At 30.3% G+C, this 15,977-nt stretch carries 14 protein-coding genes and 1 tRNA gene; 9 read left to right on the top strand and 6 right to left on the bottom strand.

The features are described 5' to 3' along the window. Positions 1 to 45 precede the first annotated feature (45 nt). A tRNA-Met gene (locus ACTTA8_RS01725) sits at positions 46 to 122 on the bottom strand. 58 nt (positions 123 to 180) lie between these two features. Here ACTTA8_RS01725 and ACTTA8_RS01720 point away from each other — a divergent pair. After that, the gene (locus ACTTA8_RS01720) at positions 181 to 654 is read left to right on the top strand and encodes a DM13 domain-containing protein (RefSeq protein WP_440653989.1); all 474 of its coding nucleotides are present in this window, start codon (positions 181 to 183) and stop codon (positions 652 to 654) included. A gap of 9 nt (positions 655 to 663) precedes the next feature. Here ACTTA8_RS01720 and ACTTA8_RS01715 read toward each other — a convergent pair whose 3' ends face one another. Genes ACTTA8_RS01715 through ACTTA8_RS01705 form a run of 3 tightly spaced genes read right to left on the bottom strand, consistent with a single transcriptional unit; the run spans position 664 to position 5,606 of the window. Continuing rightward, positions 664 to 3,108 (bottom strand): GcvT family protein, encoded by a 2,445-nt coding sequence (locus ACTTA8_RS01715; protein ID WP_440653988.1) that lies wholly within the window; start codon positions 3,106 to 3,108, stop codon positions 664 to 666. A gap of 2 nt (positions 3,109 to 3,110) precedes the next feature. Beyond that, complete coding sequence (gene ald, locus ACTTA8_RS01710; RefSeq protein ID WP_440653986.1) at positions 3,111 to 4,229, bottom strand: alanine dehydrogenase; 1,119 nt, start codon at positions 4,227 to 4,229, stop codon at positions 3,111 to 3,113. A 30-nt stretch (positions 4,230 to 4,259) separates the two neighbouring features. After that, positions 4,260 to 5,606 (bottom strand): aspartate aminotransferase family protein, encoded by a 1,347-nt coding sequence (locus ACTTA8_RS01705; protein WP_440653985.1) that lies wholly within the window; start codon positions 5,604 to 5,606, stop codon positions 4,260 to 4,262. 201 nt (positions 5,607 to 5,807) lie between these two features. On the opposite strand from ACTTA8_RS01705, the gene ACTTA8_RS01700 reads away from it, so the two are divergent. The 3 genes from ACTTA8_RS01700 (at position 5,808) to ACTTA8_RS01690 (ending at position 9,558) form a co-directional block, all read left to right on the top strand. Then, on the top strand, positions 5,808 to 6,749 hold the full coding sequence (locus tag ACTTA8_RS01700; RefSeq protein WP_440614218.1) for an ABC transporter substrate-binding protein: 942 nt from the start codon (positions 5,808 to 5,810) through the stop codon (positions 6,747 to 6,749). Between the two features lie 86 nt (positions 6,750 to 6,835). Beyond that, the gene (locus ACTTA8_RS01695) at positions 6,836 to 7,633 is read left to right on the top strand and encodes an ABC transporter ATP-binding protein (RefSeq protein WP_262590519.1); all 798 of its coding nucleotides are present in this window, start codon (positions 6,836 to 6,838) and stop codon (positions 7,631 to 7,633) included. Next, positions 7,633 to 9,558, top strand: a complete 1,926-nt coding sequence (locus ACTTA8_RS01690; RefSeq protein ID WP_440653983.1) for an ABC transporter permease subunit — start codon at positions 7,633 to 7,635, stop codon at positions 9,556 to 9,558. The genes ACTTA8_RS01695 and ACTTA8_RS01690 overlap by 1 nt, the downstream gene beginning before the upstream one ends. A 1-nt stretch (position 9,559) precedes the next feature. On the opposite strand, the gene ACTTA8_RS01685 is transcribed toward ACTTA8_RS01690, so the two are convergent. Beyond that, entirely contained in the window at positions 9,560 to 10,444 is an 885-nt protein-coding gene (locus tag ACTTA8_RS01685; protein WP_440653981.1) for a hypothetical protein, read from the bottom strand. Positions 10,445 to 10,500: 56 nt separating this feature from the next. On the opposite strand from ACTTA8_RS01685, the gene ACTTA8_RS01680 reads away from it, so the two are divergent. From ACTTA8_RS01680 to ACTTA8_RS01660, 5 genes are read left to right on the top strand one after another with little or no spacing between them, the layout of a single operon-like run. Further along, positions 10,501 to 11,850 carry a B12-binding domain-containing radical SAM protein gene (locus ACTTA8_RS01680; RefSeq protein WP_440653980.1) on the top strand — a complete coding sequence of 450 codons (1,350 nt, stop codon included), beginning with the start codon at positions 10,501 to 10,503 and terminating at the stop codon, positions 11,848 to 11,850. Positions 11,851 to 11,856: 6 nt separating this feature from the next. Then, the gene (locus ACTTA8_RS01675) at positions 11,857 to 12,708 is read left to right on the top strand and encodes a glycosyltransferase (RefSeq protein ID WP_440653978.1); all 852 of its coding nucleotides are present in this window, start codon (positions 11,857 to 11,859) and stop codon (positions 12,706 to 12,708) included. Next, the gene (locus ACTTA8_RS01670; RefSeq protein WP_440653976.1) at positions 12,705 to 13,727 is read left to right on the top strand and encodes an NAD-dependent epimerase/dehydratase family protein; all 1,023 of its coding nucleotides are present in this window, start codon (positions 12,705 to 12,707) and stop codon (positions 13,725 to 13,727) included. Before ACTTA8_RS01675 ends, ACTTA8_RS01670 begins: the two co-directional genes overlap by 4 nt. Then, positions 13,727 to 14,776: an NAD-dependent epimerase/dehydratase family protein gene (locus ACTTA8_RS01665; RefSeq protein WP_440653975.1), complete on the top strand. Its 1,050-nt coding sequence runs from the start codon at positions 13,727 to 13,729 to the stop codon at positions 14,774 to 14,776. The genes ACTTA8_RS01670 and ACTTA8_RS01665 overlap by 1 nt, the downstream gene beginning before the upstream one ends. Then, positions 14,760 to 15,779, top strand: coding sequence for an Ldh family oxidoreductase (locus ACTTA8_RS01660; protein WP_440653973.1), 1,020 nt, complete (start codon positions 14,760 to 14,762; stop codon positions 15,777 to 15,779). Before ACTTA8_RS01665 ends, ACTTA8_RS01660 begins: the two co-directional genes overlap by 17 nt. Here the strand turns inward: ACTTA8_RS01660 and ACTTA8_RS01655 are convergent. After that, complete coding sequence (locus tag ACTTA8_RS01655) at positions 15,759 to 15,956, bottom strand: hypothetical protein (protein WP_440651552.1); 198 nt, start codon at positions 15,954 to 15,956, stop codon at positions 15,759 to 15,761. The genes ACTTA8_RS01660 and ACTTA8_RS01655 overlap by 21 nt on opposite strands. Positions 15,957 to 15,977 lie beyond the last annotated feature (21 nt).

Below are 15,977 nucleotides of genomic sequence, written 5' to 3'. Positions count from 1 at the left end.
CCCATTGGAGCACTATTGGAGCAAAAAGATATCGATCGTCTAGAATGGTAGCGGGAAGTGGGATCGAACCACTGACCTCGGGCTTATGAGTCCCGCGCTCTAACCAACTGAGCTACCCCGCCATAAAATGAGAGATTTATACTACATTTATTAACTCTTTCAACTATAAGTAAATTTACTATGAAAAAAAAAAATACCTTTCTATTTATCAGTCACTTTTTCTTTTTAATAATCGGCTTTGGCTTAGGTGTATATTTTCTACCAATTTTAACTGCGCCAGCTTCAGTCGAGGTGAGTAAAATTAATGAGTATGAAAATAAATCTCAATATCAAACTAAGTTTGTTAGAGATTTAAGAGGAAGTGATCCATTTCACTGGGGAGAAGCAAAAGTTACAATTTCAAAGACAAAAATTACAGTTAATGGCGCAATTGCACCTGGGCCAGATTATAAACTTTATCTAACAAATGAATTTACTCAACATGAGGATGAATTTTTACCAATTAAAGATGAAGCTAAATATGTTGCAGAGGTTAAAAGTTTTGAAAACTTTGTTGTTGATGTTCCTTCAAATGTAGATGTAAGTAAATACAATACCGTAGTTATTTGGTGTGAAAGTTTCAGAGAATTTATAACTGCAGCTAAATACCAATAATTTTTTTAATTAACTATTTTTAAAATTAGTTTGCTTTAATGGTTTGAAGATAATTTCAGCAGGATATTTAATTTTCTCTATTTCAATTGAAATATTTCCGTTTTGAAGTTCATCATCTGAATAGTCATTATTTATATAACCAAATGCAAGATTTTTTTTGAAGTTAAAAGAATAATTTCCCGATGTAGTTCTTCCAACTATCTTATTATCTTTATAAATTGGTTCATCGTGAAGTAGAAGGGGTTTTCCTGGTTCATTATTTTTAAGAACAAACATAGCAAACTTCCTGTCAATTTTTTTGTCTTTTATTTTTTCCAGTGCTTCTCTTCCAATAAAATTAAATTCTTTCTTGTAGCTAATTGTAAAGTTAAGACCTGCCTGGTATTGGTTTTCTTCAGGTGAAATATCATGGCCCCAGTGTAAAAAACCACTTTCCATTCTCATAGTATCTAATGCATGCATTCCACAATTAGATAAGTTATATTTCTTACCTTTTTCTATTAATTTCTCATATATATTTTTAGACTCAGAATTTTTAACATAAAGCTCATAACCTAACTCTCCAACGTAAGATAATCTTTGGGTCCATATTTTAGTTCCGTTAATTTCTATATATTTTGAATTCGCAAACTTAAAATTTTCATTACTAAAATCATCTGAACTTAAATCTTGCATTAACAGCCTACTCTTTGGCCCAAATATTCCAAACACACAATAATCATCAGTAATGTCAGTTAACTCAACATTATCCGATAGATGCTTTTTAATATGAAATTTATCTCTTTCTCTTGTTGCTGCAGAACTAATAATTCTAAAATGATTTTGATCTATACAAACTACTGTAAGATCTGTCTCTATTCCTCCATCTTTATTGAGCATATGAGTATAAGTACATTTTCCAGGTTCCTGTTTTATATTTGATGTGCAAATTCTCTGAAGATCTTCATGTACTTTCTCGGATTTAATTTCAAATTTAGAGAAAGGAGACAAATCATATAGACCAACATTTGTTAGTGTGTTGTTAGTTTCGTATTCAACTGATGGATACCAGTTTTGGTAATTATAACTGTATTCATACTCTGCTTTTTCTCCATCAAGAGCAAACCACATTGGTCTTTCGTATCCAGCTGAAACTCCAAAGCATGCACCAAAACTTTTTAATTCATTGTGGTATGGTAGTTTTTTTACATTTCTTGATGTTTTATGTTGTTTATAAGGCCAATGCATTCCATACAAATCTCCAAGTGACTCCGTAATACGATCTTTAATAAAACCTAATTCTGAATGAAACTTTTGAAATCTCTTGATATCATAATTAAAAATATCTTCGTTAATATGGCCAGTCATTAACCATTCTGCAGTTACTTTTCCAACTCCTCCTCCACTACCAATACCAATGCTATTCAAACCACAGCTAACAAATAAATTTTTAACCTCAGGAACTTCACCCAATAAAGAATTGGTATCAGGCGTAAAAGATTCTGGTCCTGAAAAAAACTTTCTAATTCCAGCTTGCTCTAAAACTGGAAATCGCTTCATGGATTTTTCTAAATATGGTTCAAAATGATCAAAATTTTCTGGAAATTCACCAAATGAAAAATCTTCTGGAACTTTATTAGTATCTTTAAATGCAGGGATTGATTTACCTTCAAATATTCCAATTAAAAGTTTTCCAGCATCTTCTTTAATATAAGTGCTGCTGTCAAAATCTCTTATTACAGGTAATGTAGGTGAAAGATTTTCAATTGGTTCTGTAATTACATAAAAATGTTCTGCAGGATATAAAGGAATACTAACTCCTATTTTTTCTCCAATTTGTCTAGACCACATACCTGTTGCAAGGACCACATATTCACATTCAATATCTTGCCCATTAACTCTAACACCACTAACTCTACCATTTTTAGTTAATATTGTTTCAACAGGTGATTGCTCAAATAATTTTGCTCCACCTAATCTTGCACCTTTTGCTAACATGTGTGTAACACCACTTGGATCAGCTGCACCATCACCAGGCATTAACACTCCACCTTTTAAATCCTCTGTGTACATGATTGGATAATTTTTCTTAATTTGATCTTTATCTAAAATCTTAATATCAACATCATACAATTGAGCCGTAGTTGCTTGTCTTTGAAGCTCTTGCCATCTAGCATCTGTTTGAGCAATAGATAAGGCTCCATTAATTCTTAAACCAGCTGAGTGATCAACTTCCTTTTCTAATTTTTTATAAAGATCTAAAGTATATTTTCTAATTTTTGTAACGGCTGCTGTAGGTCCTAACTGACTAACTAATCCTGCTGCATGCCAAGTTGTTCCAGATGTTAATTGATCTCTTTCTAAAAGAACAACATCTTTCCAACCGAATTTTGTTAAGTGATAAGCAACTGAACAACCTATAACCCCACCTCCAACAACAACTACCTTTGTGCTAGAAGGATACTTTTTTTCCATTACTAATGTTTGACAGCTTCTCCTGGATCTACAAAGTTGTGACCAAATAAATCTGCAACTGCCTTATAAGTAACCATTCCTTTATGAACATTTAATCCAGCTAAAAAGTTTTTATCTTCACTTAATGCTTTTTGATAACCATTGTTAGCAAGTTTAACCAGATAAGGTAACGTTGCATTATTTAATGCTAATGTTGAAGTTCTTGGAACTCCACCTGGCATATTTGCTACACAATAATGAACAACATCATCAACTATATAAGTTGGTTCACCGTGAGTAGTTGGTTTACTTGTTTCAACACATCCACCCTGGTCAATTGCAACATCAACAATAACAGAACCCCTCTTCATACTTTTGATCATGTCTTTAGTAACTAATTTTGGTGCTTCAGCACCTGGAATTAAAACACCTCCAACTAATAAGTCTGCTTCAGAAACTAATTTTGGAAGATCAATTTTGTCACTTTGCTCAGGAATAATTTTGTCACCAAACATATCAACTAATTGTTTTAATCTAGCTTCTGATTTATCAACGATATGAACTTTAGCTTGCATTCCTGTTGCAATAACTGCAGCGTTTTCACCCACAACACCACCACCTAAAATTACAACAGTTCCACCGGTTACACCTGGAGCACCACCTAACAAAAGTCCTCTTCCACTTTGATTTTTTTCTAAACAATGAGCACCAGCTTGTACTGACATACGTCCTGCAACTGCACTCATTGGCGCTAACAATGGTAATCGACCATTATCATCTGTTACTGTCTCATAAGCAATGTTAACACTTTTTGATTTGATTAATCCTTCAGTTAATTCTTTCGCTGCTGCTAAATGAAGATATGTGTAAACAATTTGATTTTCTCTAATCATATCAACCTCAACTTTTTGAGGTTCTTTAACCTTAACAATTATGTCTGCATCATAAAAAATATCAGCTGCAGTGCTAGCTATTTTTGCGCCTGCATTTGTATATTGATCATTTTCAAATCCAGCTTCAAACCCACCATTGTTTTCAACAATAACTTCGTGACCTTCCGAAACTAAAGTTTTAACACTCTCTGGTGTTAACCCTATTCTGTTTTCTTGAGGTTTTATCTCCTTAGGTACGCCTATCTTCATAAGCACTCTCCATGTCTTTAATTAAACTAATTAGTTCTTTTGGTTTTTTTGATAGTTCGTAATACCTGTTCTTAGTTTATCAATAATCTCATCTATATGTTTTTCTTCACATATAAATTGAGGAGCGATAATTAGACAGTCACCAGTTGCTTTAAAGTTCACACCTGCTTCATAACAAGCTTTAAAACATTCATAACCTGCTTTACCTGGTTTAGTATTCATTTTCATATCAATACCACCCATCATTCCATAACCTCTTATGTTTTCAACAGACTCTAAATCTTGAAGAGAAAATAATCCTTTTTGGAAATAAGGTGCTAAATTTTTTGCTCTGTTAAAAATATCTTCTTTTTCAAAAATATCTTGAACAGCTAAACCTGCTGCTACTGCAACTGGAATTCCTGAATAAGTGTAACCATGAAATAATTCAACAGATCCCATTGGAGAAGCATCCATCACTGCATCATAAATTTCATCTTTACATGCAACCACACCCATTGGAACAACACCATTAGTTGTTGCTTTAGCCATAGTCATTAAATCTGGAATAACACCAAACTCATGACTTGCAAAAGAAGAACCTGTTCTTCCCCAACCAGTAATTACTTCATCAAAAATTAAAAGTATTCCATGCTTGTCACAAATTTCTCTTAATCTTTGCAAATATCCTTTTGGTGGAACTAAAGTTCCAGTAGATCCAGCAATTGGTTCTACGATACAAGCTGCAATATTTTCTGGTCCAAAGTTACTTGCAATTCTTTCTAAATCATCTGCAAGATCTCCTCCTGTTTCAGGTTGACCACTAACAAATTTATGTTCTGGTAAATGTGTGTGTCTCATATGTTGAACACCTGGCATTAAAATGCTTGCAAATGTTTTAACATTATTGATCATTCCACCAACTGAAACACATCCAATGTTCATTCCGTGATAACCTCTTTCACGTCCTACAAATCTAAATCTATGAGCATTTCCTTTTGCTCTATGATAAGCAATTGCAATTTTAATTGCAGTCTCAACAGCAGTTGAACCACAAATAGTAAAAAACATTTTATTTAAATCACCTGGAGTATGTTTTGAAATTTTTGTAGCTAATTCAAATGAACCACCAAAACCTTGTTGAAATGGTTGAGCATAATCTAAAGTTTCTAATTGTTTAGTAACTGCTTCTGTAATTTCTCTTCTTCCATGTCCTAATGGATTACAAAATAATCCTGAGCTTGCATCAATTTGTGTTTTTCCATGGTGAGTTTTTAAATAAACTCCTTTCGCTTCAGTAATTAATCTTGGGTTTGCTTTAAAATCTTTATTCGATGTAAACGGCATCCAATGTTCATTTAATGAATTTGGAACTGAAGTTCTTCTTTCTGAGCTCATAAATTTTTTTCTCTTTTTATTACTGTTATAAATATTTCCAACTATTAGACTAAATCAATTAGTTTGCTAGAAATATTTTGACCATCTAAAATGATGCGTCATATGTATACAACTTTTAATTGAGCTTATCTTTTTGTTTTACAACCGCTCAAAATTGAATTTAAATAACAATAATTTAATTAAATTAACATAGGGGAATAAATGAAAAAAATACTAAGTTTTATTCTAGGATCTATTTTTGCTCTTAACCTTTCAATTTCAGTTGCAAACTCTGCAGCTACTGAAGTTAGAGTTGCATACTTTCTAGAATGGCCAAGTCCAAATCTAGAGGACATGCAGAAGAAAAATTTTGCAAAAGCTCTTGGTGTACCAGTTAAGTGGACAAACTTCACTAACGGTGGAGCTATGACTGATGCAATGTTAGCAGGAGATATTGATATTTCTTACTCACAAGGTTTAGTACCTTTCATCAACGCTGTAAAATCAAATGCACCACTTAAGTTAGTGGATATTGCTATGGAATACGGAATGGGTGGAACTACTTGTGTAACATCAAATGCATCTGGAATTACAAAAGCTAACGCTACTGAATTAGAAGGTAAAAAAGTTGCTGTTCCACTTGGAACAATGGCTGAATACGTTTTTGATGAAAGTATGAAAGTTGTTGGTGCTGACAGAAGTAAAATGGATATCATTCAAATGGACCCTGAAGAAGGCGCTGCTGCATTAGTAAGCGGTGATGTTGTTATGGCATGTTTATTTGGTGGTAACTCAATTAAAGCAGCAACTGCAGTTGGTTCAAGATTATTAACTGTAGATGAAGCAAGAGCTGCTGGTATCTTAGGTATAGATATCACATCTGTTACAGATAAATTCATGAAAGAAAATCCAGGAATGCTAAGAACTTTCATCGAAGTAACTCACGAAGCAAACGACAGATACAGATCAGGTAAATCCGATATGAATGCTATGTCAAAAGCTTCTGAAATGACTGTTGCTGATATGAAAGAAACTTTAAGTGGATTTAAATTCTTAACTCCAGAGGAAACTAAAGCTTCTATGGAGAGCGGAAACTTAGATGGGTTCTTAAAAGGAATGGGAACTCCAGCTGGTAACGTAGACACAAGTTTCTTACCTTTATAATTTTAAAGGTTTAAGACTTTTTAAATAGGCACTGATTTAAAAATTAGTGCCTATTTTTTTTAAAAAATTTCTAATATAAGGGCGCTATGAGTGATCTTGTTTCTCAAAATCTAAATATGATTTTTAAAACTCCAAAAGGAGAAACGGTTCATGCATTAAAAGATGTTAGTTTTACTTTAAAAAAAGGAGAACTACTTACTGTTCTTGGCCCATCTGGTTGTGGAAAAACAACTTTATTAAATATTACTGCTGGATTTTTAAGACCGACTTCGGGAAAAATTACTTTAAACGATAATGAAATAGATGGACCTGGTGTTGAACGAGGAATGGTGTTTCAACAAGGTGCTTTGTTCGAATGGTTAACAGTTGCTGAAAACGTAAACTTTGGTCTTCGTATGAAAAGTGAAGACCCTGAAGTAACAGCAAAAAAAGTTGAAGAATGGTTAGATATAGTTGGGTTAAAAGGATTTGGTAATACTCCTACTTATCAATTATCAGGTGGTATGCAGCAAAGAGTTGCTCTTGCAAGATGTTTGATTAATGATCCTGATTTAATTTTAATGGATGAGCCATTAGGTGCATTAGATGCATTAACAAGAGAAAAGATGCAGTCTTTAGTTTTAAAAATTTGGAAAGAAACTGGAAAAACAATTATTTTAATTACTCACTCTGTTGAAGAAGCTCTTTTACTTGGTGAAAGATTATATGTAATGGCGCCAAGACCAGGGAGAATACATAAAGAGTACAATCTTCCATTTGCTGAAATGGGTCTTACTCAAGATTTAAGAGAAATTAAAAAAAATAAAGAATTTTCATCTACTAGAGAAGAAATTTTATCCATGATCTGGAATATGGAAGAAGAAATAATGGGGAAAGATAATTAATGTTAACCCAATTTGTAACAATATTAATTATCGTTTCTGTCATTGGCTGTGTTCTTTATGGAAGAAGATTAATCAGAACTGAAAAAGTAGATGCTGTTTTTGGTAATCCAGAAAGAGCTAAAGGTGGAACGCACTGGGTAATTGTTGGAAGTAGTGCAATCTTAATGCTCTGGCTTTATTATTCATGGGATATTGCAAAGGGTTTTTATCCAAAATCAGCAAATGAATTATGTCAGGTTGCTAAAATTAATGAGTCGTTATTAGGTTTAAAATATCAATTCCCTATTGAAGAAAGAGAATTCAAAAGTACTTCGATCATTAAAATTGAAAATAAAAATCTTGTAAAAATTGCAAATGAAATAAATGGATCTCCAGATCTAAATGATCAACAAAAAACAATTCTTGTAAGCTACATTGATAGAACTTCTAAATTAATTCCACTGTTAACAAGTGAAGAATTAATGGAAATGGATACCAAAATTAAACTTCAAGAAATAACGGAAGAAATAAAACTTCTAAGTTCTAATTTCCAAAAGAAAGATTATCCCTTTGAGACAGATGAACAAAAAACTGAAAGACAAAAACTTATTGATGAACAAGGTGGCTGGGGAATTACTACAATAGATTCTGGAAGTGGGTCTATTGAAAATACAATTGAAATACCAACTGCACCTCAAACAAATAAAGGTTTAAAATTTCATGCAGCTGCAGCAGAATTAAAAAAAATTGACGACAAATTTTTCAAATTAAAAAATCATAATCCACCTTTCAAAAGCTCAATTAAACAACTTAAAGATGATATAAAAGCTTACAGAAAAGGTTTAGATGATAGTGAAGAGATAGCATCTGACTATGCAAAAAATATAGTTAAAATTGCAAGAAGAATAGAATTTGCAAGTATCTACCCTCCTAATGCATTAAATGAAATGCAAGCAGCAATCATAGAGTTTGATGAGTTACAAAATAAAGAACAAGCTGGATTAAGATTAATCGATATACTTTTATTTCCTGCTGGAACAATTGTAGCAAGTGGACCTACTTGTTCGGAGCAAGGCTCAGGTAGATGGCTACCTAAACCATCTGATACTTTTAATAAGTTTGTATTGATGTCTAAACCAAGTGTTGGATACAAAAATGTTCCTCTTTTATGGATTGAAATGGTTGATGTTAGTAAAATGATTGGCTTCGTTTTACCAGATTGGATAGCTGATATTTTACCTGGTGAGTATCCAGTTCATACAAAAGATGGAATTGTTAAAGAGAACTTTAAAAGCAATGTTTTAAAAGTTGTTAGTGGTGACTTTAAACTATTCAAAGTTCCAGTTCCATACGGGCATATCTGGGACTCTTTTATGAGGGTATTTTTAGGATTAGTGTTTGGAATTATTATTGGTGTTCCATTAGGATTATTTATGGGTCTTAATAGATTTGCAAAAGGCTTCTTTGATCCATTAATTGAACTTTATAGACCGGTCCCACCACTTGCTTGGGCTCCTTTAATTATTTCTGTACTTGGAATTGATAACTCTGGAAAAATATTTTTATTATTTATGGTCTCTTTATCTATTATGATTATTTCAGCAAGAGCTGGAGCATCAGGAACTCAATTATCAAAAATTCATGCCGCTCACTCATTAGGAGCTACAAAAAAACAAATATTAAGATATGTAATTTTCCCAAATTCTCTTCCAGAAATTTTAACTGGAATCAGGGTTGCAGTTGGTATGTGTTGGGGAACATTGGTTGCAGCAGAATTTTTAGCAGGAACAACAGGTATTGGTTTTGTTGAAAACGTTGCTAAAAAATACTTTCAGTACGAAGTTATTTGGATAACGATATTTATTATGGGTCTTCTTGGTTTATTGTTCGATGTTACTTTAAGAAAAATAATCGATAAAACTATTCCATGGCGTGGAAAAGGTTAAATCAATCTATCCAATCTTTATAATATTCTAAATTTTTTTTTATATAATCAGGTAAATTTTCTGAGCTTACTTTTGTAAGCTCAAACCTATTATCTTGCTTTTTTTCATTTTCTAATTTTCTGTCTGCTAAATGATCATAATTCACAAATTTATTTCTAATTTTATACTCAATGTCCTCTAATTTATTATTATTAGAGTCAAATTCTGAATGTAGCTCATCATTCAGATATTTTTTTAATAATTCTTCAGGAGTTTTAAGGTTAGTAAAATGCCAACCACCATCTTCGATTATTTTTAAATCAATATATTTCATATTTGATAAAAATGTATCAATTCTAAAAAAATTATATTTTTTATTTTTTGTATTTCTAAGCCATGAAATATTTTTTAAATCTTTTAGTTTACATGCCTTTGACCCATACCAATTAATTCTAGGAAAAGACAAGTTGAATTTGTAATAAAATAGTTTCTGTTTGAAAATTAATATTTTTTCCTTGTTTTCTTTAAAATTTACATTTTCAAGTTTTGGAATTTCGTCATTGTCACTATAAATAACATAATCTTCAGGATTGGCATCTTGCAATGATTTAAAAATAAAATTTCTTTGTTCTTCTATCCTTTTAATACTATTGGCTCTTAAAATTGATAAATCATTAATATTTGTTTTTGATTCTTCAACTGGATCTTTATCTAATATTAAATGAATTATTTTATCTTCAAATTTAGGAAAGTCTTTTTTATTAAAGTTTATTTCTTTTTTTTTTCCGCTATGGCTAAATGTTGCTTCACAAACAACAAACTTATCAACAAATGGATCTAAAGTATTAAATCTTAAATCCATCATTAATTTTTCTTCAAAATAAGTTGTCGTATCAAATATTTTCATTTATGCTTTAATCTTTAGTTGAATGATTTAAAAATAAACTATAACTAGTTCTTAATATGTCAATTTTATTTAGTAATCCTCCTTGGTGGGAAAATAAAGAAAGCAGAGGATTGTTTAGAAAAAAAAGGTGGAGAAGAGGTGTTAGAGCTGGTTCTAGATGGCCTTTCACTTACATCGGAAGATCGAGCCCTGACAAGTCAAAAACTAAGGATTATATTCCCTATCCTTACTTTCTTGGGTATGCGACTACATACGTAGCAAATAAAATTGATAAAGATAAAGTTTTTTTTAGGGATAGTATTGCTTTATCAGAGTCATATAAAAGTTTTTATGAATATGTAGACACAATAAAAGATAAAATTGAATATTTTCTAATTGAAAGTGCAACTCCTTCTTGGAAGCACGATTTTGAATTAATAAAAGAAATCAAGAAAAAGTATCCACATTTCAAAATAATTGTTGCGGGACCAATTTCTACTTCTGATCAAGAGTGGGACATGGATATAATTCATTCAATATTAAAAGGTGAATATGAAAAAAATGTTATGAAAGTTTTAAACGGTCAAAGTGGGTTAATTGAACATGATTTATTGACATTAGAAGAAATGAATAATGCACCCTTCCCTTATTACGATAAACTTATCTATGATAAATATTATGATGGAAATCCAATACCAATGAACCAACTTACTCCTCAGGCTCATTTATTAACTAGTAGAGGATGTCCTTTTAAATGCATATTTTGTGTGTGGCCAGCAGCAATGACTGGAAATGATCCAGATGGAGAAAACAAAAGATCGGTAAGACAATATAGCTCCGAATACATGGATGGTTTTATCGACCAACTTACAAATGAATATAAGTTTGAAGCAATATATTTTGATGACGATACATTTAATATTGGAAATAAACATACTCAAGAAATTAGCAAAGTGGCTGGAAAATATAACATTCCTTGGTTTGCAATGTGCAGAGCTGATACTTGTAAAAAAGATACATGGGTTACAATGAGAGACAATGGTTGTAAAGGTGTTAAAATTGGAATTGAGTCTGGAAGTCAATATGTAGTTGACCAGATAGTCAATAAACATTTAGATTTAAACTATACAGCTCAAGTAGTTGATCATTTAAGAAGTTTAGACATGTCGGTTCATGGTACTTTTACCTACGGTTTACCTGGGGAAACAAAAGAACAAATGTTAGAAACAAAAGAGTTTATTAAAAATACAAATTTTAATACTGTTCAAGAATCTGGAACAGCTGAGATTGAAGGCACTCCACTACATACTTTAAATAAAAAAGAGTTAAAAAATTATCCAGGCGCTAGCTTAAATGCTGATTACGATAGGCAAAAAGATGGTGGTAAAAAATGGCAGAGTTTAGTTAAAAGCTTACAAGAAAATTAATCAAGTGTGATTAAAAAAAAAGTAAGTATTTATATTCCTGCTTACAACGCAGAAAATACAATAAGAGACTCAATTTTATCTGTTAAAAATCAAATTTACAAATTTGACGAAATTTTAGTAATTAATGACAATTCTTCAGATGATACTGATAAAATTTTAAATGAATTATCTGACATTAAAATAATCAAAAATAAGGAAAATAAAGGATTGGGTTATAATAGAAATCTTGGGATGAAAGAAAGCTCAAATGAATTGGTGGCATGTATAGATGCTGATGTTGTTCTGGATAAACATTGGTTAGAAGTAATGATTAAGAATTTTAATGAAAAAAATGATACTATTTGTGGTGGTAGAATGGAGGAAAAACTAATTTCAAATAAATATAATCTTTGGAGATCAAAGTATTATAGTCAGAATTGGGGTAAAGAAGATATTGAAAATCCTCCATTTTTATTTGGGTGCAACACAATACAGCATAAATCTTTATGGAAAGATGTTGGTGGTTATGACGAAAGTTTATTTACTAACGGAGAAGATGTGGATTATGCAAATAAAATAAAAAACTCTAACAAATTTAAATTAAAATATTGTTCTGACGCACTATCCGAACATCTACAAAATGACAATTTAATAACTTTATCAAATAGAGTTTGGAGATATCATTCCTTTGGATACAAAATAAAAAAACCCTCTATCATAAAAACTATAAAATTATCCATAAAACAAATAAAGTTTTTTGTTAAAAGATCTTTTAAGAACCTGGTAAGTTTTGAATTTAGTTTTATTAAAATTAATTTTGTAGTTTTGGTAAAGTTTATAGTATTAGAGCACAAATATTATAAAAAAAATAAAAAATGAAAATATTAATCACAGGTGGGTGTGGATTTGTTGGAACTAACTTGGCATTAGTTTTAAAATCTAAAGGATATAAGATTGATAGTTTAGATAATTTATCCAGAAAAGGATCAAAATATAATCTAAATCTATTAAATAAAGAAAAAATAAAAAATTTTAAATTTAATATTGAAAATTTTGAAAAAATTCAAAAACTTCCAAAATATGATTTAATCATAGATTGTTGCGCAGAAGCTGCTGTTGAAGTTTCTAAAAAAGAAATTGATAAAGTAATCAATACAAACTTAATAGGAACTTTGAATATATTAAAAAAAGTTAAAAAAGATAAATCTAAAATAATTTTTCTTTCTAGTAGTAGAATTTATCCATTATCAGAAAGTATGAATACCATCAAAAGTAAAATAATTAATTCAAAAATTAAAATAAACAAAATGTTTGATGAAAACGACAACATAAGAGGTGTAAAAACTTTATATGGATTGACAAAGTTAACTTCGGAAATGCTTATTGAGGAGTTTAGTTATGCATTTGGTATAAAATACATAATTAATAGGTGTGGGGTTATCTCGGGACCTCTTCAATTTGGAAAACAAGATCAAGGATTTATAAGCCTTTGGATTTGGAAACATTTAAACCAAAAGAAATTAAATTACATTGGTTATGGTGGTTATGGGCATCAGGTAAGAGATGTGCTTCATATAAATGATTTAACAGATTTAATTTTTTTACAAATTAAAAAAATTAACAAAATAAATAATAAATTATTTACTGTTGGAGGATCAAAAACAAGTTTTACTTCTTTGAAAGACTTAACTCATTTATGTGAAAAGATTACCAAGTGTAAAATCAAAATTGGAAAAATTTCAAAAACTTCGATTTATGATATCCCATACTATATAAGCAACAACAAAAATGTTTCAAAAACTTATAATTGGAAACCTAAAAGAGATATAAATCAAGTTGTGAACGATACTTTTTTATGGTTAAAAACCAATAAATCAAAAATTAATATATATTTCTAATGTCTTTAGCAATTATTACAGGTTCAACAGGACTAGTAGGTTCTGAAACCGTAAATTTTTTTCATGATAAAGGTTTTGATGTAATTGGTATTGACAATAATTTAAGAAAATTTTTCTTTGGAAAGTCTAGCTCTACTGATTGGATTAAAACAAAGCTTATCAAAAGAAACAAGAACTTTAAAAATTTTAATATTGATATTAGAAATTTTAAAAGATTAGAAAAAATATTTAAAAAATATAGAAAAAAAATCTCTGTGATCATTCATTGTGCTGCACAACCATCTCATGATTACGGAAAAAATTTCCCGTTCTTAGATTTTAATATTAATGCCACTGGAACACTAAATCTCTTAGAATTAACTAAAAAATTTTGCCCAGATGCTCCTTTCATTTTCATGTCTACAAACAAAGTTTATGGAGATAATCCAAATAAACTTAATATTTATGAGCAAAAAACTAGATGGGAGTTAAAAAAAAGTGATAAAAATTATAAAGGTATAAAAGAAAATTTTTCAATTGATAATGCTACACATAGTTTTTTTGGTGTTTCTAAAACTTATGCAGACCTAATAGTTCAAGAATATGGAAAAAATATAGGTTTAAAAACTGTTTGTTTTAGAGGAGGATGTATTACCGGTCCAAATCATAGTGGAGCAAGTCTTCATGGTTTTTTATCTTATTTGGTTAAATCAAGCTTAAATCAAAGAAAATATAACTTGATCGGTTACAAGGGGAAACAAGTTAGAGACAATTTACATAGTAATGATTTAGTCAGTTGTTTTTGGGAATTTTATAAAAAACCTAAAGCAGGTGAAGTCTATAATATGGGCGGAGGTAGATATTCAAATTGTTCTATAGTAGAAGCTCTAGATCTCATCGAAAAAACAGCTAATGTTAAAATTAAAAGAAAAATAATTAAAACTCCAAGAGTTGGAGATCATATTTGGTATATATCAGATACATCAAAATTTAAAAAACATTATCCAAAATGGAAACAAAAATATAATACTAAAAAAATAATTGAGGAATTAATTGATCATCAAAAATAAAAAAATTTACAATCAAGTTCTAAAAATATTCCAAAAATATGGATTAAGTAAAGAACATGCTTCAATTTCAGCTAACGCATTAATTAATGCAGAATTAGTTGGTGCTTATGGTCATGGTTTATCTAGACTTAAAATGTATTGTGATCGAATTTCTAAAAAAGTAATTAATCCAAAACCAAAAATAAAAATTAAAAAGATTTCATCTTCTATTTCTCATATTGATGCAAACAATAGTATTGGATTTGTTGCTGCTGATCTTGGAATTAAAACTGCAATTAAACATGCACAAAAAACTGGAATAGGAATGGTTGCTATAAAAAATAGTGGTCATTATGGTTTGTCAGGTTATTACGCAGAACAAGCTGTTAAGAAAAATTTAATAGCAATGATTTATACAAATGCTCCTCCAGCAGTTGCTCCTCATGGCGCATTAAAAACTTTATTTGGAACTAATCCAATTTGTTTTGGAACCCCTACTGGTTCTAAAATTCCTTTTATTTTAGATACATCAATCTCAATGATTAACAGAGGTAAAATTAGAGTTGCTGCAAGAAACAATCAAACTATTCCTGCAGGTGTAGCATTAGATAAATTTGGAAAACCAACTACTGATGCAAAAAAAGCATTAGCAGGAGTTCAATTGCCTATTGCTGGATTTAGAGGTTCGGGACTTGCTTGGATGGTAGATATTTTAAGTGGTGTACTAACTGGAGGAAATCATGCAGGTCGAGTTAAAGATCCTTTTGATGATTTTTCAGGACCACAAAATATTGGACATTTATTTATAACGTTTAAAGCAAACTTATTTCAAAAAAATTATAATGAAAGAATTAAAGACAATGTTAAAACAATAAAAAAACTTCCTAAGATTAAAGGTGTTAAAGAAATAATGTATCCAGGACAAAACAAATTTAATCGTTTCAAACAAAATCTTAAAAAAGAAATTAATATTCCTGATATTATTAAAAAAGATTTAGAAACTTTAATAAGTAAAAAAAGTTAAAACTCCTAAACAAGCAACAACAGAAGAAACGATGATTGTTCTTTTAACTTTTTCTTTTTTTTTCTCTTCAAGAAGTCTTTGCTTTAGAACATCCACATTCACTCTTTGTGGAGCTTCAATATTTTGAGGGGGGTTCTCAATTTCAACGGATGTTCTATTTAAGCTTTCTGTACTCATAGTTTTTTAGATACAACATCA

Source organism: Candidatus Pelagibacter sp. HIMB1506 (assembly GCF_052047935.1).
Classification (GTDB): Bacteria; Pseudomonadota; Alphaproteobacteria; order Pelagibacterales; family Pelagibacteraceae; genus Pelagibacter.
The sequence above is the reverse complement of the archived record's forward strand: the minus strand, read 5'-3'. Positions and strand labels throughout refer to the sequence as shown.